Source organism: Actinoplanes sp. M2I2, assembly GCF_023544445.1.
Classification (GTDB): domain Bacteria; phylum Actinomycetota; class Actinomycetes; order Mycobacteriales; family Micromonosporaceae; genus Actinoplanes.
In genome coordinates this window covers 188527-208545 of record NZ_JALPVJ010000016.1, presented here as the reverse complement: position 1 = coordinate 208545, position 20019 = coordinate 188527, and the positions used below count along the sequence as shown (strand labels likewise).

At 71.6% G+C, this 20019-nt stretch carries 22 protein-coding genes and 1 pseudogene; 14 read left to right on the top strand and 9 right to left on the bottom strand.

Annotation, left to right across the window (positions count from 1 at the left end; all coding sequences use genetic code 11):
• Positions 1 to 104 precede the first annotated feature (104 nt).
• The 6 genes from HJC40_RS30895 to HJC40_RS30870 all read left to right on the top strand — a co-directional run bounded on the left by HJC40_RS30895 (position 105) and on the right by HJC40_RS30870 (position 9343).
• On the top strand, positions 105 to 566 hold the full coding sequence (locus HJC40_RS30895) for a GNAT family N-acetyltransferase (RefSeq protein WP_250006467.1): 462 nt from the start codon (positions 105 to 107) through the stop codon (positions 564 to 566).
• 96 nt (positions 567 to 662) lie between these two features.
• Entirely contained in the window at positions 663 to 3167 is a 2505-nt protein-coding gene (locus HJC40_RS30890; protein WP_250006465.1) for a M14 family zinc carboxypeptidase, read from the top strand.
• Between the two features lie 183 nt (positions 3168 to 3350).
• On the top strand, positions 3351 to 3827 hold the full coding sequence (locus HJC40_RS30885) for a hypothetical protein (protein WP_250006463.1): 477 nt from the start codon (positions 3351 to 3353) through the stop codon (positions 3825 to 3827).
• 59 nt (positions 3828 to 3886) lie between these two features.
• Positions 3887 to 7996 carry a polymorphic toxin-type HINT domain-containing protein gene (locus HJC40_RS30880; RefSeq protein ID WP_250006461.1) on the top strand — a complete coding sequence of 1370 codons (4110 nt, stop codon included), beginning with the start codon at positions 3887 to 3889 and terminating at the stop codon, positions 7994 to 7996.
• A 7-nt stretch (positions 7997 to 8003) separates the two neighbouring features.
• Positions 8004 to 8762: a hypothetical protein gene (locus HJC40_RS30875; RefSeq protein ID WP_250006460.1), complete on the top strand. Its 759-nt coding sequence runs from the start codon at positions 8004 to 8006 to the stop codon at positions 8760 to 8762.
• A 164-nt stretch (positions 8763 to 8926) separates the two neighbouring features.
• Positions 8927 to 9343, top strand: a complete 417-nt coding sequence (locus HJC40_RS30870; RefSeq protein WP_250006458.1) for a PPOX class F420-dependent oxidoreductase — start codon at positions 8927 to 8929, stop codon at positions 9341 to 9343.
• Between the two features lie 9 nt (positions 9344 to 9352).
• Here the strand turns inward: HJC40_RS30870 and HJC40_RS30865 are convergent, their stop codons facing one another.
• On the bottom strand, positions 9353 to 9808 hold the full coding sequence (locus tag HJC40_RS30865) for a nuclear transport factor 2 family protein (protein ID WP_250006456.1): 456 nt from the start codon (positions 9806 to 9808) through the stop codon (positions 9353 to 9355).
• Between the two features lie 81 nt (positions 9809 to 9889).
• Between HJC40_RS30865 and HJC40_RS30860 the strand changes: the two genes are divergently transcribed.
• Complete coding sequence (locus tag HJC40_RS30860) at positions 9890 to 10540, top strand: TetR/AcrR family transcriptional regulator (protein ID WP_250006454.1); 651 nt, start codon at positions 9890 to 9892, stop codon at positions 10538 to 10540.
• 25 nt (positions 10541 to 10565) lie between these two features.
• On the opposite strand, the gene HJC40_RS30855 is transcribed toward HJC40_RS30860, so the two are convergent.
• Both HJC40_RS30855 and HJC40_RS30850 read right to left on the bottom strand, forming a co-directional pair.
• Positions 10566 to 11507: an alpha/beta hydrolase gene (locus HJC40_RS30855; protein WP_250006452.1), complete on the bottom strand. Its 942-nt coding sequence runs from the start codon at positions 11505 to 11507 to the stop codon at positions 10566 to 10568.
• A 6-nt stretch (positions 11508 to 11513) separates the two neighbouring features.
• Positions 11514 to 11789, bottom strand: a complete 276-nt coding sequence (locus HJC40_RS30850; RefSeq protein ID WP_250006450.1) for a putative quinol monooxygenase — start codon at positions 11787 to 11789, stop codon at positions 11514 to 11516.
• A 272-nt stretch (positions 11790 to 12061) separates the two neighbouring features.
• Between HJC40_RS30850 and HJC40_RS46715 the strand changes: the two are divergent.
• Positions 12062 to 12259 (top strand): annotated as a pseudogene (locus HJC40_RS46715) (helix-turn-helix domain-containing protein); the annotation flags it as partial.
• An 87-nt stretch (positions 12260 to 12346) separates the two neighbouring features.
• Here the strand turns inward: HJC40_RS46715 and HJC40_RS30845 are convergent.
• A complete protein-coding gene (locus tag HJC40_RS30845) occupies positions 12347 to 12805 on the bottom strand; it encodes a hypothetical protein (protein ID WP_250006448.1) in 459 nt (152 codons plus the stop codon).
• A 110-nt stretch (positions 12806 to 12915) separates the two neighbouring features.
• Between HJC40_RS30845 and HJC40_RS30840 the strand changes: the two genes are divergently transcribed.
• Positions 12916 to 13227: a hypothetical protein gene (locus tag HJC40_RS30840; RefSeq protein WP_250006446.1), complete on the top strand. Its 312-nt coding sequence runs from the start codon at positions 12916 to 12918 to the stop codon at positions 13225 to 13227.
• Between the two features lie 98 nt (positions 13228 to 13325).
• On the opposite strand, the gene HJC40_RS30835 is transcribed toward HJC40_RS30840, so the two are convergent.
• Positions 13326 to 13535, bottom strand: coding sequence for a hypothetical protein (locus HJC40_RS30835; RefSeq protein ID WP_250006444.1), 210 nt, complete (start codon positions 13533 to 13535; stop codon positions 13326 to 13328).
• Between the two features lie 54 nt (positions 13536 to 13589).
• Here HJC40_RS30835 and HJC40_RS30830 point away from each other — a divergent pair, with 54 nt between their 5' ends.
• From HJC40_RS30830 to HJC40_RS30820, 3 genes are all read left to right on the top strand, one after another.
• Complete coding sequence (locus HJC40_RS30830; RefSeq protein WP_250006442.1) at positions 13590 to 13955, top strand: hypothetical protein; 366 nt, start codon at positions 13590 to 13592, stop codon at positions 13953 to 13955.
• Positions 13956 to 13963: 8 nt separating this feature from the next.
• Entirely contained in the window at positions 13964 to 14164 is a 201-nt protein-coding gene (locus HJC40_RS30825) for an AlpA family transcriptional regulator (RefSeq protein ID WP_250006440.1), read from the top strand.
• Positions 14165 to 14704: 540 nt separating this feature from the next.
• The gene (locus HJC40_RS30820) at positions 14705 to 15136 is read left to right on the top strand and encodes a tyrosine-type recombinase/integrase (protein WP_250006438.1); all 432 of its coding nucleotides are present in this window, start codon (positions 14705 to 14707) and stop codon (positions 15134 to 15136) included.
• Here the strand turns inward: HJC40_RS30820 and HJC40_RS30815 are convergent.
• Together HJC40_RS30815 and HJC40_RS30810 are read right to left on the bottom strand one after the other, a co-directional pair.
• The gene (locus HJC40_RS30815) at positions 15121 to 15966 is read right to left on the bottom strand and encodes an ABC transporter permease (protein WP_250006437.1); all 846 of its coding nucleotides are present in this window, start codon (positions 15964 to 15966) and stop codon (positions 15121 to 15123) included. The genes HJC40_RS30820 and HJC40_RS30815 overlap by 16 nt on opposite strands.
• A complete protein-coding gene (locus HJC40_RS30810; protein ID WP_250006435.1) occupies positions 15963 to 16940 on the bottom strand; it encodes an ATP-binding cassette domain-containing protein in 978 nt (325 codons plus the stop codon). Before HJC40_RS30810 ends, HJC40_RS30815 begins: the two co-directional genes overlap by 4 nt.
• A gap of 103 nt (positions 16941 to 17043) precedes the next feature.
• On the opposite strand from HJC40_RS30810, the gene HJC40_RS30805 reads away from it, so the two are divergent.
• Together HJC40_RS30805 and HJC40_RS30800 are read left to right on the top strand one after the other, a co-directional pair.
• Positions 17044 to 17850, top strand: coding sequence for a cyclase family protein (locus HJC40_RS30805; RefSeq protein ID WP_250006433.1), 807 nt, complete (start codon positions 17044 to 17046; stop codon positions 17848 to 17850).
• A gap of 138 nt (positions 17851 to 17988) precedes the next feature.
• Positions 17989 to 18243, top strand: coding sequence for a hypothetical protein (locus HJC40_RS30800; RefSeq protein ID WP_250006432.1), 255 nt, complete (start codon positions 17989 to 17991; stop codon positions 18241 to 18243).
• Here HJC40_RS30800 and HJC40_RS30795 read toward each other — a convergent pair.
• The gene (locus HJC40_RS30795) at positions 18240 to 19397 is read right to left on the bottom strand and encodes an alkaline phosphatase PhoX (protein WP_250006431.1); all 1158 of its coding nucleotides are present in this window, start codon (positions 19395 to 19397) and stop codon (positions 18240 to 18242) included. The two genes, HJC40_RS30800 and HJC40_RS30795, sit on opposite strands and share 4 nt — an antisense overlap.
• Before the next feature lie 85 nt (positions 19398 to 19482).
• A complete protein-coding gene (locus HJC40_RS30790; protein WP_250006430.1) occupies positions 19483 to 19974 on the bottom strand; it encodes a septum formation initiator in 492 nt (163 codons plus the stop codon).
• Between the last annotated feature and the right edge of the window lie 45 nt (positions 19975 to 20019).

Below are 20019 nucleotides of genomic sequence, written 5' to 3'. Positions count from 1 at the left end.
CCGTGCTATCACCCGGATGATGCGCCTTGAAATCAGAAATCCCCGGCCGTGCTCGCCGCGCCGGAAATCTCGTGAGATGGCCGGCGTTGCCTCATGATGCTTCGGTGAGCAACCTGGCCGTCCTGCCCTTGACCATCCGAGCCCGGCGCTCCGAGGACCTCGAGCAATGTGTGGAAGTGCTGCGAGAGGTGCGCCTGGACATGGGGTATCCGGGGAAATGGCCGTCGGATCCCCGGGCCTGGCTGGACCATCCCCGGCTCGATCAGGCGTGGGTGGCCGAAAGCGCCCCCGGTGTCATCGTCGGGCACGTCGCCGTCCAGAACGGCCGGGAGGCCACCCGGTTGTTCGTGGCGCCGGCGGCACGGCGTCAAGGGGTGGGCAGTGCCCTGCTGGACCACGTGTGCGTGCTGGCCGGCGGCCGGGTGATCCTGGACGTCACCGACAAGGCGGGTTCCGCTGCCGTCGCCTTCTTCGAGGCCACGGGCTGGCGATACACGCACACGACGACCGCTGACTCGACCGGGCCGCGCGAGGAAGCGGTGCGGCTGCGGCACTACGTCCGATAGAGGGCGCTGCGCGCCGGTGCTATGACCCGAACGGTATGGGCCGCGAGCGTTGCGGCGCCGGCGGTGCGTGCGGGAGGGTCCTGGTGGAGGTGCACTGTGGATCTGGCCCGACTCTGCGCTGTGCTGCTCACCGCCGGACTGTTCGCCGTCCCCGCGTCCCCGGCCCGGGCCGGCGACCCCGGCACCACCCGTGACTTCGGCAACGGGCCGGAACGCAACGAGGTCGCCGCCGTCTCCGAGCCGGCCGGCGCTTCCGTGTTCGGCGCCCCGGCCCCGGCCTGGAGACCGGCCCCGCAGGGCTATCCGCGCCGGCACGAGCTGCCGCTGCCCCCGGTCGACCCGGCCGACCGGTCGATCAAGCTGGGCCTCGTCCCGTACCACGGCATCGCGCCCCGGCTCAATGCCCTGCAGGAGGCCTCGGACCGGGTCTCGGCCGAGGTGGTCGGGCGCTCCGCCCTCGGTCGCGACCTCTATCTGGTCACGGTGACCGCGCCCGAGTCGGCGGCCGAGTCGGCCCGGCAGGACCGCTGGCGGAAACTGATCGAGGACGACCCCCGGGCGGCCGCGCGGGACCGGCGGCTCGCCCGCGAGTACAAGACACCGGTCTGGATCAACGGCAACATCCACGGCGACGAGTGGGAGGGGACCGACGGCTCGTTGCGGGTGATCGAGCGGCTCGCAGGCGCCTCCGACGCCGCCACGGCCGCCTTCCTCCGTCGTACCCGGGTGTATCTGACCGTCACCAACAACCCGGACGGCCGGGTCGCCGGCACCCGCGCGAACGGCGCCGGCTTCGACATCAACCGCGACCACGCGACCAGTTCGCAGCCCGAGTCGCGGGCCGTGCGCGACGTGCTGATCGCGACGCAGCCGCTGGTGATGCTCGACGAGCACGGCTACACCGGCACGACGCTGATCGAGCCGGCGACGCCGCCGCACGGGCAGAACTACGAGTACGACCTCTACATCAAGCACGCGCTGCCCAACGCGCTCGGCATGGAGGCGGCCATCGGGCGGCTCGGCCACCCCGAGACCCAGCGCGCCGACATCCCGTTCCGCGACTTCGCCCCGGGCGACTGGGACGACTGGCCGCCGATCTTCACCCCGATGTACGCGATGTACCACGGCGCGATCGGGCACACCGTGGAGGTCCCGCTGCGCGTGAACCGCGCCGAATACACGTCGTTGCCGGTCGCCGAGCTGCAGCGGCGCTCCGCGGTCAACACCGACGTCGTCGCCGCGACCATCTCCGCGACGCTGACCTACGCCGACACGAACCGGGCGGCCCTGCTGGCCGACCAGATCGAACAGTTCCGGCGCGGCTGGGCCGGTGCGCCCTCGCCGGTCGTCCCCGACGGCTACGTGCCCGGCTTCGGGCCCGAGGACCGCTACTCCACTACCTTCCCCCGGGCGTACGTCATCCCGGCCGGCACCCCCGCCGCGGCCCGGCTCGTCGACCACCTGGTCGACCACGACGTCCGGGTGAAGCGGGCCCTGCGGAGTTTCGCGCTGAACGGCAAGCGCTACCCGGCGGGCACCTACCTGGTCGACATGCACCAGCCGAAACGCGGCCTGGCCAACGTGATGCTCGAAGCCGGCCGGGACATCTCCGACCTCGTGCCCCAGATGTACGACATCTCGGGCTGGAGCCACCGCCTGCTGTGGGGCGCCGCGGTCGACATCAGCCGCTTCGCCGCGCCCCGCGTCGCGTCCGCGCCGGTGGTCGCCGCTACGGCCACCGGCGCGGTCACGGGAGGGAGGGGCCAGGATCTCGCCCTCACCCTGCGCGACGGTTCCGATGTACGCGCCCTGAACGCGCTCCTCGACCGCGACGTCAAGCTGTCCCGGCTCGACGCGGCCACGGTGGTGGTCCCGGCCTCCGCGCGCCGCCAGGCCGAGGAGGTGGCCGGCCAGTTCGGCGTACGCTTCGAGCCCGCCCGCCGGACCCCCGCCGGCGCGCCGTTCGCCAAGCCGGTGCTGGCCGCCGCGGTCGCCGCCGACGAGCTGTACGTGCTCCGCGAGCTCGGCTTCGACGTGCGCCCGGTGTCGACCGCGTTGCTCAACGCCGGCGCCACCCTGACCGGCGCCGACACGCTGGTCGTCTCGTCCGGCCTGAGTTACGCCCAGCTGAACGCGACCGGCAAGGCCACCGTCGACGCCTTCGTGGCCGCGGGCGGCGGCGTCGTCACCCGGGGAGCCACGGGCGCCGCCTTCAACGCCGCCACGGCCCTGCTGCCGGCCACCGCCGTCGCCGGCCGCGGCGACGCGAACGGTGTCGTCGCCGTCGCCAACACCGGCCCGGTGGTGGGCGCCGGCTCCCCGCCGAACTCGTTCGTCTACTCACCGCTGTGGTTCACCGGCACCGGCTTCACCGTCGAGCAGCGCTACGCCGCCACCGACCCGCTGGTCGCCGGCCACTGGCAGCCCGCGTCCCCCGGCGCCGGGGGCCCGGCCCAGGCCGCCGGCCAGGCGTCGGTCGTCTCCGGCACCACCGCCGGCGGCGGTGGTGCGGTCCTCTTCGGCACCGAGCCCCTGTTCCGGGCCCACCCCAAGGGCCTCTACGCGCAGTTCGCCCGAGCCCTCTACTGGACGGCCGCCTGAGGTCACCGCTCAGGCGGTTTCCGGAAGGGGCATGGTGATGCCGCGCGACAAAACGGACGGGGTTGCGAAGACATCGACCGTCCCCCATGCTTTGGCGGCATTGGGCGATGTTCTTCGGCCGGCCGCTCGGCCGCCTTCCGACGCGCTCGAGTCGCCAATGTTCCACGGGGGAAGGAAATCTCTGTGTCCGCTGTCAATCGCCGTCTGATCGGACTCGCCGCCGGGATCGGTGCCGCGCTGGCCATCGTGGCCGGCGTTGCCGCCGGTGTGCCCGCCATGGCCGCCGACGAGGATCCCGCGCCGCAGTCGCTGGTGGAGGACTTCGCCTATCCCGGCGCGGAGCGGTACACCGACATCAAGCTGATCCGCGGTGACGGCAAGATCATGCTCGTCGACTGCGGCGCGGGCCGCACCTCCGCCGAGGTGTGGAGCTACACCCGCCCGGAGCCGTTCTGTTTCGAGTTCCTCGGTGACACCGGCTACGTCGCCCTCGAGCTGGCCGAGGCGTACGGCGTTCGCAACTACGAGAACTTCGTCATGTCCGCGAAGGTCACCGTCGACGACGTCACGAAGACCGTCGAGGTCCCCGAGGACGACTGGAAGGGCGTGGGCGTCGGCAACAGCGAGAACCAAGCTGTCCTGCTCGAGCTGCGCGCCTGATCCGGACTGATCGACAGACATCGGCGGTCGCCGCGGCGGCCGTTGCACGAGGGGGATGCATGTCATCGTTGGACACTCCAGCGCGCCCATTGTCCGGTCACCGGCGGCGCCGGTGGCTGGCCGGATTGCTCACACCACTGCTCGCTCTGACGCTGGCCGCCGTCCCGGGCAGCGCCGCCCGGGCTGACGAGGCCGAGGACGAGTGGGCCCCGTCGAGCCGGTCGGCGGCGCTCTACCTGATGCGTTTCGGCGGTCCGTCCGCCGCCAAGGCGGCCAAGGCGGCGCTGGTCGGCTCCGAGGCCGACGTGCAGCGTTTCCTGGACGAGGACGAGCCGACGCTGCGGACCACCGACATCCGGACCCAGATCACCGGGCTGTTGACCACCGGCGGACCGGGGGTCCAGATCGCCGCCGCCCGGGCGCTGGACGGCACCGACGAGGACCGCAACAACTTCCTCGCCTACGGTTTCGAGGCCGCGTGGCTGCAGGACGAGCGGGCGCGCACCCTGCAGGTGCACAACACCGGCGGATACGCCGTGCAGGCCGCGGCCAAGAAGGCGATGGACTCCGGTGACGACGCCATCACCGAGTTCCTCGCATCCGGGCAGTTCGTCGCTCAGCAGCAGGACGACCGGGCGGCCATCCTGGCGGTGATGTCCACCGGGGGCACGGCCACCAAGGAGATGGCCCGGGCCGCGCTGGCCGCCGGCCCGGAGGCGATCACCGAGTTCCTGGCCACCGGTGTCGAGGTCGGCCGGGCCCGCGACGTGACCCTGGCCACGGTGACCGAGTTGGCCGCCGAGGCGAAGGCGGCCGGGCTGAAGGCGGCCAAGGAGACTGCCGCCGCCGAGTTGGCGGCCAAGCAGGCGAACGCCGCTGCCGCTCGCGCCAAGGCCTCCGCACAGGTCGCCGCCGAGGAGACGCGGCTGGCCAAGGATTCGGCGGTCAAGGCCGCCCGGGCGGCCGGTCGGGCCGCCGACGCGGCGAGCCAGGCGGCCGACGCCGCCGAGGTCGCGATCGGTGCCGCGGCACAGGCGCATACGGCGGCGCGGGCCGCCGCCACCGCCGCCGGCCGTGCGGCGCGGGCCGCGGTGCTGGCCGAGGATGCCGCCACCCGGGCCTGGGGGCAGGCGTCCCTGGCCTGGAACGACAAGCAGGCGGCCGACAACGCGCGGATCGCCGCCAACAGCGCGCTCGAGATCGCCCGCGCGGCCAAGATCGCCGCCGACGCCGCGGACCAGGCACGTCTGGCGGGTGACGCGTCCGGCGACGCGGCGCTGGCCGCCGCCTCGGCCAGTGGCCACGCGCAGCTGGCCGCCGACGCCTCCGACGAGGCGGGTGGCTACTCGCAGGCAGCCGGCGCCGAGGCCGAGCGGGCCCGGCGCAACGCCGCCACCGCCCGCCGCGCGGCGACCCGGGCGACCCGGGCCGCGAATGCCGCGGTCGCGTTCGCCCGCAAGGCGGCGGCCGCCGCTGGAGAGGCCGCCGCCGCTGCTCGCGACTCGGCCTCACACGCGCAGGCCGCAGCCGTCGCCGCTCGCGCAGCCGCCGATTCCGCCGGCGAGGCGCGGGACAAGGCACAGAAGGCCCGGGAGCATGCCGACGCCGCGATCGTCGCGGCCAACGCCTCCTCGGCAGCCGCGCAACAGGCGGTGAAGGTCGCCGACCTCGCCGACACCGCCGAGGTCGAGCGCCTGCGGGAGCTCACCGATCAGGGCATCGTCCAGGCCGAGGCGGCCCTGGCCGAGGACCGGAAGATCGCGGCCCAGGTCGCGTGGGACGCGGAGGAGACGAGTCGGCGCGATGCCGAGACGCGCACCCTGCTGGCCGAGGCCGGTGCTCCGGGTGCGCCGACCGAAACCGTGGTGCAGAAGGGGCGTGAGGCGGCGGTCCGGCTCCTCAACGTCAGCGGTCCGTATACCCGGGGTGCCGCCGAGGAGGCGCTGACCGGCGGCGAGGTGGAGATCCGGGCGTTCCTCGACACCAACTTGGCGACAGCCACCGAGCAGGACGACCGCACCCGGGTCGCGTCGATCGCGGAGTTCGGCGAACCGGCCGCCCTGCGAACCGCCGCCGAGAGCGCGCTCGACGGCTCCGCCGCGACGGTCCGGGAATTCCTCAAGACCCAGTACTACGAGGGCAAGGAGCACGACGACCGGGCCAAGATCCTGCAGATCATGAACGTCGGCGCCGCTTCCAAGCAGACCGCCACGGCGGCTCTGGACGGCACCGCCGAGCAGCGCCTGGACTTTCTCCGGCGGGGACAGTACACCGCCGCCGAGCACGACGAGCGGACCAAGATCCTCGCGATCCTGAACAGCAAGCCGGGTCGCGAGGTCGAAGCTGCCGCCCGGATCGCCCTGGCCGGCCCGCAGTCCTACATGCGGGGCTTCCTGGACGTCGGCAAGGCCCAGGCGGAGGAGCGGGATCTCCTCGCCGCGACACACAACGCCCGGGTGGACGCCATGGTCGCGGAGGCTCTGAAGGCCGCCGCGGCCGCACAGGAGAGTGCCTACCGGGCGGCCGAGGCAGCGGCCCGGGCCCGGGCCGACAGCGCTTCCGCTGACCGGTATGCGAAACAGGCGGCCGACTCGGCCACCGCAGCGGCGAACCACGCCTCGGCCGCCCGCAACTCGGCCCAGCAGGCGAAGGCCTCGGCCCAGCAGGCCGCGGCCTCGGCGGCCACCGCCCGCAACGCGGCGGCAGCGGCCCGGGTCAGCGCGCGCAAGGCGGAAGCATCCGCCGCGGACGCACGCTGGTCGGCGCACGTCGCCAAGGGGCACGCGGACAACGCCAAGCGTGCCGCGGCCGACGCCAAGTTGTCGGCCGAGAAGGCGGGCGAGAGTGCCCGGCTGGCGCAGGAGGACTACGACGAGGCGTACGAGATCGCGCTCGGACTGATCCTGGAGGAAGAAGAGGTACGCCGGAACAACCCGGACCCCGAGGGTGACAAGAAGTGCAACCGTCCGCCGGGTTATGGCGGCGACGCCTCCTGCTATCCGAGCCTGCCCGGCATGCAGCGGACCGACCAGGACGGCGACATCGTCTGCTGGAGCTGGGCGATCGAGGACGGCAACCGGCAGTGCGGCTACCGGGTGGTCTCGGACGAGGAACGCCTCAAGTTCCAGCAGGAACGGGACGCGCAGAACACGCTCAACGCCTGCGCGTTGTTCATCCCCGGATGTCTGGGCATCCTCTCCGGAGTGTTCGCCGTGCTGGACCCGGAGACGCGTGGTGACCCGCAGGCCATGCTCGACGAGGTCACCGAGCGCATGCTGGGCCGGAAACTGGACGCGCTCAAGCGCCAGCAGCGCCTGCTCGATCTGCTCGAGTGCCGGAAGAAGGCGGGCGGCAACAGCTTCGACGCGGACACCCGCGTGCTGATGGCCGACGGCACCTCCAAGCCGATCAGCGAGGTTCGCCTGCGTGACCGGGTGCTGGCCACCGATCCGGTCCGGAACATCACCGGGCCGGGCGAGGTGACCGCGCTGCACCGCAACCAGGACACCGAGCTGACCGATGTCGTGGTGCGTGACAGCCGGGGCGGGACGACCACCGTGGACACCACGGCCGGGCACCCGTTCTGGAACAGCACCACCGGCGCCTGGGCCCCGGCTGACAAGCTCACCACGGACGACCGGCTCCGGACCGCGGACGGCACCGAGGCGTCCGTGGTGGACGCCTGGAGCTTCACCGGCGACCAGACGATGTTCAACCTGACGGTCGAGGACGCCAACACCTACTACGTCCTGGCCGGCGACTCGGCGGTGCTGGTCCACAACGTCAGTTGCCGCGACGCCCTCGAACACCGGTCGGAGGGGGACCCGAAAGAGGTCGAGGCGCACAACAAGCTGGTCGATCGGCGCTTCGACCACACCTGGGGCGAGCACGCCCACGAGTGGTTCGGCTATCGGAAGGGTGAGGTCCCGTCGGGTCTGCGGGCCGAATGGGAGCGGCTGATCAAGGACGTGTCGAGGAGCAAGGCCACCGGCCGCTGGTCGGCCGGTAAAGACCGGACTATTTTCCATATGGCCAAGGTCGACGGGAAGTGGTTCTCCGTGCACTATTACGCCTCAGGCCCGAATGTGGGCTATCTGGCCACCGCCTATCGGGTCCATGAGAAGAATGTCAGGACCATGCAGGCGAGGGTGAGGGCCCACCGGCAGTGAGGCACAAATGAGCGCATTACCCATCGGTTCCCTGCTCGCGATCGGTCTCTGGGCCGATCGTGAGCCGGGGCCGGCCGGATTGCTCGTCGCGGCGGAGGCCCTGCGGTCACTCGGGGCCGAGCTCAACGGTGTCGTGTGGTCAGCCGAGGCGGGCGTCCGCTTCAAGCTGGCAGTCGATGTCGCCGGCCATTTCTGGACCGACCTGGGCGCGTCCGAGGTGCACGAGATGTTGCGGTCCGGGCGGGCCTACCGGGTCGGCCTCGACCTGCCCGGTCTCGGCCCGGTGATGCTGGGGTTCGAGGGCACCCCGGAGGAGGAGCCGGCCGACCGGCATCCGATCCGGGTGGCGATGGAGTCGGGTCCCTTCGGCATTCCCCGGGAGCTTTGGGAGGACGAGGAGCGCGCCGAGGCCGCCGTCATGCGACAGCGGGTGCTCGAAGTGCTTCAGGCGCTCTGCCGGGCACTGGATCCGGCGTACGCCATCGTGGGCGAGGAGATCGACGTTCCGAATCCGGACGGTCTGGTCACCGACCCGCACCTCGGCTGGACGATCGGCGCCGACGGTTATCTCGCGCGGCGCATGATCGAGCGACCGGAGGTCGCCGGGCACCTGGCTGTGGTGTCGCCCTTGGCGCAGGTCGTGGAGTGGGACACCGGCAGCTTCTTCTCGGGTTGGTTCCTCGCCGAGACACCGGATGACGAGACCTACGAGAGCGCCTGGGGAGCTGCCTTCCTCGCGGTGGGCGAAGCGCTGCGGAAAGGCTGAGACCGCGCGGCCCGCGGTCAGTTTCGTGGGCCGCGTGCGGACACGACCTCGGTCAGGCCGGCCACCATCCCCGACTGCTCGTAGATGGTCCGCGCGATGGAGCACGCAGACAGGGGCTCAACGCTCGTCGTCGGCTTCTGGTGGTTTGCCGGTAGTTTGGCGTCATGGCCTTCACCGAGGAAGAGGTCGCCTACCTGCGGTCGCAGTCGCTGGGCCGGCTGGCCACGCTCGGCGCGGGGGAGCAGCCCGACGTCGTGCCGGTGGCGGTCGAGTTCGACGGCACCTACCTGTGGGTAGGCGGCGGCGAGACCGTCCGCGGCACCAGGAAGTTCCGCAACGTCGCGGCCGGGCGGGGCAAGGTCGCCCTGGTCGTCGATGATCTTGTGTCGCTCGAGCCGTTCGTCGCCCGGGGCCTCCGCGTGTACGGGGAAGCCGAGGCCCCCTTCGAGCGGGTCGGCCTGGTCGGGCCGGGCGTCTATCTCCGCATCACGCCCACGGTCTCGTGGAGCTGGAACCTGGAGGGCCGGCCCGCCGGCGCCGAGTGGTACCCGATGACCAGGACGGAGCACCGCCGGCCCTAGGACGCGGGATCAGCCGCGTTCCATGAGCGGCAGACGGAACGTGGCGTAGGTGTATTTGCCGGTGATGCGGCCCGCGGTGTCGAAGTGGAAGACGTCCAGGCCGTGCCACTGCAGGCGGCCGCCGTGACGGAGGCGGGCGAACCAGCGCAGGGCCGGCATCGCTCGCCGGCCGGCCGCTCCGGTGAGGTCGAGCCGGCAGGCCCAGCGGATCGTGGCCCGGCGGCGTTCCTCGTCGATCACCTTGTCGTAGACGTCGAAGGTCATGGCGCCGTACCGCCCGGCGAACTGGGGCGCGAACTCCGCCCGGATCGCCGCGAGCCCTCGCAGTTCGGGGACGTGACCGGGCAGGTATCGAGCGTCCTCGGCGAAGAACGACATCACCCGGTCGAGGTCCGGTTCGGGCTCGTTGAAGCCGGCCACGAAGGCGTCGATGGTCCGGCTGAGGTCGGTCTCGGTGACGGTCATGAACGACGATGCTAGAAGAACACCGTGCTCTTAACAAGAGAACGGTGTTCTGATGTTTCCGGGTCTACCATGAGGACCGCCATGGAAGCGTCGTTTCAGCGGGCCCGACGCCCGGAACAGAAGGACCAGCGGCGCGAGATGATCCTCGCCGCTGCCCGCCGCCTGGCCGACGACGCCGGGGTCGCCCGCGTCAGCCTGGGCGACATCGCCGCCGCGGTCGGGCTGGCCAAGTCCAACGTCCTGCGCTACTTCGGGACCCGCGAGGAGATCTATCTGCAGCTCGCCATGCGCGACGGCGCGGATTGGGCGGAGGCCGCGATCACCGGGCTGCGACCGGCGAGCGGCTTCGCGGCGGTGGCGGCCGTGCTCGCGGACACGTTCGCCGACCGGCCGCGGTACTGCGATCTGACCACGCACGCCGAGACGATGCTGGAGCAGAACGTCTCCGTCGAGGCCCTGCGGGTCTACAAGGTGTGGGCCATCGACACCTACCTGACGGTCGGCCGGCACATCGCGACGGCCGAGCCGCGGCTGACCGACCGGGACGGCGCCGCGCTCGTCATGGCGTCCAGTGCGTTCGTCGCCAAGCTCTTCCCGTTGACCAGGCCGTCCGCGGCGCTCCGCGAACTCTACGATCGCGAGCCGCAGATCGCGCGGGCGTTCCCGCCGTTCCGGCCGACGCTGCAGCGCATGATCGCCGCCACGGCGGCCGGTATGCCGCAGGCGCGCTGACCCGGGCTCGAAGCCGCCGCCGGCGTCAGGTCACCCGGCGGGCCAACCAGGCGGTACGGGTCTCGCGTGCGCTCGCCGAGATCGGCGCCTGCGGGAACAGGGCGTCGAAGCCGTGGAAGCCGCCGGCCCAGATGTGCAGGTCGGCGTCGCCGCCGACGGCCCAGATGCGGAACGCGAACGTGACGACCTCGTCGCGGAAGACCTCGGCCGACCCGGCGTCGACGTACGTGGGCGGCAGGTCGGACAGGTCGGTGGCCAGCGCGGGGGAGACGTACTCGGGCACCACCTCGTCGGTCAGCCCGGCCAGCACCGACTGCCAGCCGAAGGCATTCATCGCGCGGGTCCAGACGCCCGGGTCGCCGGCGAACTGGCGGCTGGAGGTGGTGGCGTTGCGGTGGTCGAGCATGGGGCCGATCAGCACCTGGGCGGCGACCGCCGGATAGCCGCGGTCGCGGGCCATCAGCGTGACGCCGGCGGCCAGGCCCCCGCCCGCGCTGGCCCCGGCCACGACGATGCGGGCCGGGTCGATGCCCAGCTCGGCGGCATGCTGGGCGACCCAGAGCAGGCCCTGATAGCTGTCGTCGACCAGCGCGGTGCCGCCGGACTCCGGGGCCAGGCGGTAGTCCACCGAGACGACGACCGCGCCGAACCGTTCCAGCCACTCGAGCGGGATGTCGATCTGCGAGTAGCGGTTGCCCATCACCATGCCGCCGCCGTGGATCCAGTAGACGCAGGGAGCGGCTTCGGGCGACGGCGGGCTGAGGATCGTCAGGGGCAGCGACGCGCCGTCCGGCCCGGGAATGGTGATCTCGCGCCGGGTGACGGCGCGACCCTCGAGCAGCGGCTCGATGGCCGGGGCGGCGAACGGCCGGATCTGGGCCAGCGTCTCGCGGTCGAGGCTCGGGAAGGCGGGCAGGCCGGCGAGGAGCGTACGGAGCTGGGTGTCGATTTCAGGCGGGGTCGGCATCGCGGATCAGAACGCAGCCTTGCCGCCGAGCGGCACCTCGTCGGAGTAGGCGGACTCGCCGGTCAGCATCGCCTGCAACGAGGCGACGAAGGCCTGGGCCCGATCGCTGCCGAAGAACGCGCTGTGCGCCTCCCGGCTCGACCAGCCCTCGGTGACGTGGACGACGTCGGGGTCGCTGGCCGACCGGCCGACGAGGAAGACGACGCAGTCCCGCTCGGGCAGCGACGGCGCCGCGAGCAGCAGCTGGACGACTTCGTCGCCGCGCCCGGGTCGGGCTGTCATGGTGGCGTGGAATCCGTGGTGGACGGTCATTCTCGGTGGCCTTTCCCCGATGCGGGTCGCTGACCACTTGATCGCATCATCCCGAGGCGGGGTGACGGGAGAACGATCCTGCCCCATGCTTGCCTGATCCTCGCTGCTGCCGGGATCGGCGGGCCCGACAGCAGCGAGGATCGGACCGGGCGGGGTCTCGGATCCACGCGAGGTACCGTCGACCTCGGCGGCCGGTTGTAGCGGCCGGTCGCCACACCCTGACCGCTACCAGGGGGCAAGGCATGGCCGCCACCATCGGCGAGAACCTGTTCATCGGGGCACAAGTCGCGTACTGGCGACGACGCCGCGGCAAGAGCCAGCGCGTCCTGGCCGACCTCGCCGGCATGAGCCAGCCCTACCTCAGCCAGATCGAAACCGGCACCCGGCCCGTTGAGCGCCGCGCCACCCTCGTCGCCCTGGCCCACGCCCTGGACGTGTCCATCGCGGACCTCACCGGCAAGCTCGGCGATCCCACCGACCCGGCCCGGGCCGCGGCATCCGCTCACGTGCCGGCCATCCGCGACGCCCTAATCCGGCGTGAGGTCGGCGAGCTGACCGAGCCGCACTACGACGTGCAGACGGTGATGGAGGCCGGCGGTGCGTACGACTTCACGACGGTCGCGCCGATGCTGCCCAACCTGCTCGGTGGCCTGCGCGGCGGCGACCTCGTCCAGGTTGCTCACGTGGGTGTCTACACGCTGAAGCACCTGGGCTTCGCCGACCTGGCCCGCGACGCCGCCCGCCTGGCCGTCGCCGAGGCACGCGAGCTGGGCGACCCGGCGTGGATCGGGATCGCCGAGTTCGTTCGGATCCTGGCCATGCCGCCGGAGATGCCGGGCGCTCCGACCCGGCTCGCACAGCGGGTGGCCGACGAGATCCAGCCGGCCATCGGCGACGACCAGGCCCGGCAGGCGTACGGCATGTTGCACCTTCACGCGGCGCTGCGGGCCGCCGTCGACCGTCGGCCTGACGTTGCCCGTGACCACCTGGTGGAGGCTTCGGAGGCGGCGGATTCGATCGGCGAGCCGAGGACCTGGGCCTTGCTCGGTTCGCGTTCGGGCCCACGAATGTCGGCTTCTGGAAGGTGTCCGTCGAGATGGAGCTCGGCGAGCCGCACCACGCGATTGAGACCGCCCAGCTGGTCGCTCCCGGCCGGATCCCCCTGGCGAATCGGCAGGCTCCCTACTACGCCGACGTGGCCACCGCGCTGGCCGAGGTCGGCCGCGACGATGAAGCGATCGCGGCGTTCCTGCGCGCTGAGAGTGTGGGCCCGCAATGGTTCCGGCTGCGGCCGACGGTGCGCGACAGCATTGGTGCCATCCTGCGCCGGACCAGCCGAAATGCCGTCAGTAAGCAGATGCGTCACGCCGCGGTGGCGGCGAATCTGCGCGAATTGCTGAAGGGCTGATTGCACCGAGCAATAGCTACTCACCCTGTCGCCTTGATGAACGGGTGTGAAGGCGGCGGGTAGGCGTTCCCCCAAGTTCGGTGGCCCGCCGTCTTCGCTCAGTCGAAGACGATGCGGGAGGCGACCAGCATGCGCAGGCACAGACGATTCGTCGAGCACACGCCGCGGAAGCGGTGGCTGCCCCTGCTGAAGCCGAACCGCTGCTGATGCGGCGAGGAGCTGCCCTGCTGCGTCGCGACGATGCTCGACCGGATCCCGCACTTCGACCGGTCGGCCCGGCCGGCCTGGGACGCGCCGACCACTGTCACCCGGCCGCTGATGACGCTCGGCCAGGAGCACCGCAGCCGCGGGGCGCGCTACCGATGACACCGGAAGAGCAGCACGCTGACGCGGTCGCGGCCGCGCACGAGTGGCGCGACAGCCAGCGCGACCCGTACGGCGCGAACCAGATGGACGCCGAGCAGCTAATCGAGCTTCGCGCCAAGCTGGTCGCCGCGGCGGTCGCCGAGGGTCGCCGATGCGAAATATGCGGCGAAACGCCGACGGCGATCGTCCTGAACTACGAGGTCGAGCACCTGCTCTGCGCCGCACACGCCGAGAAGGCGCAGTCGCTGCACGAGGCACAGGTCGAGTTCTGGGGTGCCGAGCCCGAGACGCGCCGGATCATCCGCTGGTCCCTGGAGCGCCAGTCCGGTTACGCCCGCAGCCGCCAACAGCACCTGCGGTAGGACGTCAGATGAGCCACCTGCCGTACTGGGGCCGGGCCGAGATCGCCGAGCGCCTCGGGGTGCACCGCAGCAAGGCCTACCGGCTCACCCTGCGACCGGACTTCCCGGAGCCGGCCGCCCGGCTGTCGACGGGCGACGTCTGGCGCATCGACGCTGTCGAAAATTGGGCCGCCGAGCACTGGTCGCCCGACGGCCCACCATCGCCTTAGCTCCCGCTCAGCACGGTCTGGCCGCGGACCACGATGCTGCCACCCGCGGCGAGGTAGGGCTGCAGGGCGACGGCGATCTGCCGCCCGTACTCCACCGGGTTGATCCCGGCGGTCGACGGCAGGTTCAGGTTGACTGTCGTGGTGCTGACCTCGCCTCCCCTGCCGGCGCCCGCGGGCTGCCAGTTCGGGGTGACCCGCTCGCGATCCTCGTGGCCGCGGTGCGCGACCGGCTGATCCCCTTCGATTCGTCGGCCCGGATCAAGCTGCCCGAGCTGCCCCGCAAGCAGACCGTGCCGATGACCCTGGAGCAGGTCGACGCGCTCGCCGCCGCGATGCCCGAGCGGTACCGCGTCCTGGTGCTCGTCGGCGCCGGGACCGGTCTGCGTCAGGGCGAGCTCTTCGGACTGCAGGTGCTCGGCGTTGACTTCCTGCGGCGGACGCTAAACGTCGAGCGCCAGGCCCAGCCGGTGGCCGGCGGGGGAGTGGAGCTCGGCCCGCTCAAGAACAAGGACTCCTACCGCAAGCTACCTCTGGCCCAAGGTGACCATCGACGTGCTCGCGACTCACCTGGCGGCGTATCCAGCTGCAGGCGACGAGCAGGTGTTCACCGGCCCGCGCGGCGGCCTGGTGCGGCGCCAGGACTTCAACAAGTTGTGGGCCAAGGCGAGGGCCGCCGCCGGTCTGCCGTCGTGGGTGACCACTCACGACCTGCGGCACTTCTTCGCCTCGCTGCTGATCCGCGCCGGCCTCTCGGTGACCGTGGTGAGCGCCCGTCTGGGGCACGGCAACGCGACCGAGACCCTCGGCGTCTACAGCCACCTTTGGCCTGACGACGAAGACCGGTCGCGCGATGCCATCGAGTCCGCGCTCGGCCACGGCGTTGTGCCCCACCTGCGCCCCGGGAGAGGCCTAATCAATGTCTTCGCAGCTCGGAGCCCAGGCCCGAGACCCGTCACCTACTTGCGGTTGTAGAGGCGCATGGTCAGGGAGCCGAAGACCAGGACCAGGACGGCGCTGGCCACCAAGGTCCAGGTCATCTCGGCCATGTCGGGGCGGCCGGCCATGATGGAGCGGATGGCGCTCACCAGATGGGTGACCGGGTTGACCTCGACGAAGGCCTGCAGCCAGCCCGGCATGGTGCTGGGCTCGACGAAGACGTTGCTCAGGAACGTCAAGGGGAACAGCACGAGCATGCTGACGCCCATGACTGATTTCTCGGAGCGCAGGAACAGGCCGAACATCGTCCAGATCCAGGAGAACGCGAACGAGAAGACGACCAGCAGGGCGATGCCGCCGACGACGCCGGGGAAGCCGCCCTCGGGACGGAAGCCCAGGATCAGGCCGACGACCATGATGGTGGTGGCGGCCAGGATGTAGCGCAGGACGTCGCCGAAGATCATGCCGACCAGGGCCGCCGGGCGCCACACCGGCAGGGTGCGGAAGCGGTCGAAGACACCCTTCTCGATGTCGGTGTTGAGGCCGACGCCCGTGTACATCGTGATCATGACGACGCTGGTCACCATGATGCCGGGCAGGAAGAACTGCAGGTATTCGCCGGTGGAGCCGGCCAGCGCGCCGCCGAACAGATACGTGAACATCAGCGTCATGATGATCGGGAACGCGGTCACGTCGAACAGCTGCTCGGGCACGTGCTTGATCTTGAGGACGGCGCGCCAGCCGAACGTCAGCGACGCCGACAGGGCACTTGGTCGTTTCGGCCGGTCGGCCCGGGCCAGCACCGCCCCCAGGGTGTCGCGGGAGGGCGCATAGGCGGTCACGGACTCGGCGGTGTCGGTGCTCATGCCGGAACCTCCTGCGGGGCCGGGCGGTCGGTCAGGGCCAGGAACACCTCGTCGAGGCTGGGCTGCCCGAGCGAGAAGTCGTCGACGACGATGCCGGCCTCGGCCAGCCGGGCCAGGGCCCGCGCGGCCAGCTCGGCCGCGCCCTGATCGGAGCCGCCCGCGTCGGCCCGCGCGGTGAGCGCCACCGGATCGGACCCCTGCTGCACCGTGGTGCCCAGCACCGACGCCAGGAGCCGCTCGGCCTCGGGCCGCCGGGCGGCGTCGCGCAGCCGGACGTGCACGGTGCCCGCACCGATCGAGGACTTGAGCTCGCCGGGCGTGCCCTCGGCGATCACCCGGCCGTGGTCGATCACCGCGATGCGCCCGGCCAGCTGGTCGGCCTCGTCCAGATATTGCGTCGTGAGCAGCACCGTCGTGCCCGCCGCGACCACGATGCGGACGATGTCCCACACCTGGTTGCGGCTGCGCGGGTCGAGGCCGGTGGTCGGCTCGTCGAGGAAGAGCAGGTCGGGGGTGTTGAGGATGCTCGCGGCGATGTCGATGCGCCGCCGCATGCCACCGGAGTATTTCTTCACCTGGCGGTCGGCCGCCTCGGTGAGGCCGAACGCGGTCAGCAGCTGGGCCGACCGGTCGCGCGACTGCGCCCGGGAGTGCCCGAGCAGCCGGGCCAGCAGCACCAGATTCTCGGTGCCGGTCAGGTCTTCGTCGACCGACGCGTACTGACCGGTGAGGCTCACGCGGCTGCGGACGGCGTCGGCCTCGCGCACCACGTCGTGGCCGAAGACGCGGGCCGTGCCGCCGTCGGGGCGCAGCAGGGTGGCGAGCATGCGGACCACTGTGGTCTTGCCCGCGCCGTTCGGGCCGAGCAGCCCGTAGACGGTGCCGGTCGGAACGGTCAGATCGACCCCGTCGACGGCTCTGTTGTCCCCGAACGTCTTCACGAGGCCGGCTGTCTCGATCGCCGGTGCGGTCATGGCTTGTCCCTCCGTTGGGCGTAGCCACATCTTCGCGGGAGGGTACGACATTTCCCGGGGCTCGAAGCCCCCGTTCGCCCCTTCGCGGCGCTAGATTGCCCCCATGTGCATCGACAAAGTCACTCGTCGTTCACTTCTGTTCGGGGCGGCGGCCACAACAGCGGCGGCCGCGGTGGCGCTGCCCGCGGCCGCCCCCGCGCAGGCCGCCGGCCGTCCGGCCCGCAGGACCGGTCTGCAGGACCTGACCCATCCGGTGACCCCGTCGTTCCCCGCGTTCGAGCCGGGGGAGGAGCCGTCCCGCCGCACGGTGACGTCGATTCCCGACGACGGTTACTACATGCAGGAATGGTCGATCCTCGAGCACTTCGGGACGCACGTGGACGCGCCGGCGCACTTCACCGCCGGCGGCCGCACGTCGACCGAGCTGGCTCTGGCCGAGCTGATCAGCCCGGCCGTGGTCGTCGACATCGCCCGGCGGGCCGCCCGCGAGCCCGACACCACGGTCACCGTCGCCGACCTGGTGGCCTACGAGCGGCGGTACGACCGGATCCCGCGCGACGCCGCCGTCCTGATGCACAGCGGCTGGGCCGCGAAGGCCGGGGATGTGGACGCCTACCGGGGCGCCGACGCCCAGGGCGGACTGCATTTCCCGGGCTTCAGCGTCGAGGCCTGCGAGTGGTTGCTCACCAAGCGCCGCATCCGCTGCCTCGGCGTGGACACGCTCAGCATCGACCCGGGCAATTCGACCGGCTTCGAGACCCATCTGGCGCTCACCGGCGCCGACCGCTACGGCGTGGAGAACGTCGCCCACCTCGATCGTGTCCCGCCGTACGGCGCGACGCTGACGGTCGGGCTGATCCCTTATCAGGACGGTTCCGGCGGCCAGGCCAGGGTTTTCGCGAACTGGTAGGCGGCCCCGGAACCGGCGGAGACGTCCCCGGATGACGTCTTCACAGAAATTTCGTGAAGATCTTTCGAACCCGGGGACATCTTCGCGACGTACAGTGCGATCGGAAGGCCTTCGTGCCCCACTGGGAGGTTGATCGGGATGAGCACCGAGGACAAGCGCAGGGAATTCGACGACATCGTCGCCCGGCTGACCACGGATTACCCCGCGCTGACCCGCGCGCCCTGGCCCCGCTGGCCCCGTCCGGTGCTGATCACCGTGCTGGTGACCGCCGGTGTCGTCTGGGGCCTGCTCTCGGTGGCCATGGTCGCCTGGGGCGCCCGCGGCGTCGCACTGACCTGCGCGATCGTCACCGTCGCGGCGGTGACCGCCGTGCTGGACGCTCGAAAATCCTAGCGGAACGGCCCGGTCACGCAGTACGTGATACCGCCGGAGGACGCTCCGGAGGTGCCGCGCTGCGACGAGAAATAGAGCCGGTTGCCGGCCGGCGTGAAGGCCGGTCCGGTGATCTCCGATGAGCCCTGTCCGGTGACCCGCAGGAAGACCGAGATCTTGTCGTCCGGCGTGATCAGGCAGATGTCCATCGTGCCGCCGTCCTCGGCGACGTAGAGGTCACCCGACGCCGTGCCGGTGACGTTGTCGACCCCGGTCAGCGGAGCCGTGCCCGAGCTGACCAGGCTGTCGTCGTACGCCAGCTCGTAGGTGTTGTTCGCGAGGTTGACCTGCCAGACCCGGTTGTCACCCTTGGTCGTGAACCAGACGGTGTTGTTCGCGTAGTGGCAGCCCTCCCCGCCGTTGAACGACTTGGCCCCCGACACCTGGTTGCGGGTGGCGGTCGGCGAGCCGTCCGGGTCGGGGACGTCGGCCCAGGTGAACGATCCCGACGTGGCGCTGCCCGCGCGGAACACCTGCAGCCGCCCGGCCGAGAGGTTGCCCCAGGTGGTCGGGATGAACCGGTAGAACTTGCCGTCGGTCTCGTCCTCGGTCAGGTAGACGACCTGGCGTACGGGGTCGGCCGCGGCCGCCTCGTGCTTGAACCGGCCCATCGCGGGTCGCACCACAGCCGTCCCACCCAGCGGATAGGTCTCGTAGACCCGCCCCAGGCTGACCTCCTCGCACGACAGCCACGTGTTCCACGGCGTTTTTCCGCCGGCGCAGTTCTGGTTGGTGCCGCTGAGGATCCGGGACGCCCCGGTCACCTGACCGCTCGCGTTGAAGACGATCCGCGACGCGCCGCCGCCGGCCGACGAGGACACCTCGGAGTTCGAGACGTAGATCCAGCCGGTGCCGTTCGGGATGACCGCGCCGCCGTCGGGGGCGTCGTGCCAGACGTACGACGTGCCGGGCACGGCCTGCCGCGAACGCGCCACCACCTGGCTGGTGAAGCCGGCCGGCAACCGGATGCCGTTGGCGTCGGCCGATTGCAGTGCTCCGTAGGGCCCGGTCGCGTTCTGTGCCGGAGCCGCGTACGCCGCGGGCCAGGCCGTGAACGGCAGCGCGAGTCCACCGGCTCCGGCGACGGTGGCGCGCAGCAGGGAACGTCGGTCCATGAATCCTCCTCGAGGGTCGCTCCCCGCGAAGCCTGCTGGGCGCCGCTGGCCGTGGGATGAACGCCGCACAGCCTATTGACGACGGTCAATCGTCGTCATCGCTGCCGCCCCGCCGCTGTTCACGCTGCGGCACGCCGCCGGCGCAGTGGAACCTGAACTCGGCCCGGCCGTCCGGGCCCTCGAAGCGGACCCTCACCTCGTCGTCCGGCCCCCGGTCGTAATCGTGCACCCGATAGCCCGGCGCCGGGGACCAGCTGTCCAGATACGCCTGGTCGCCGGGCCGGCAGCGCACTGTCGCGGTGCCGCCCGCACCGGCGAACACGGCTTGCGTGCCGCGCGCCGCCGCAGGGGAGGAGGAGGCCGCCGCCGACGGGGGCGCCGACGTAGGCGCTGACGGCACGGGGGCGGCCGCCAACGCCCGCTCCACGTCCTCCGCGCTACGCACCCCACCCGGCGTACCCGTCAGGCTGTCGCCCACCAGGCGGATCCCGCCCAGGCCGGCCAGCGTCGCGACCAGGGCGGCGGCCAGCCACCCGGCGGCGACGACGACGGGACGCGGCGGCTTCACGGACGGCATGAACCGAACTATGCCGCACCGACAGCTAAGGCTGTCCCGCCCGCG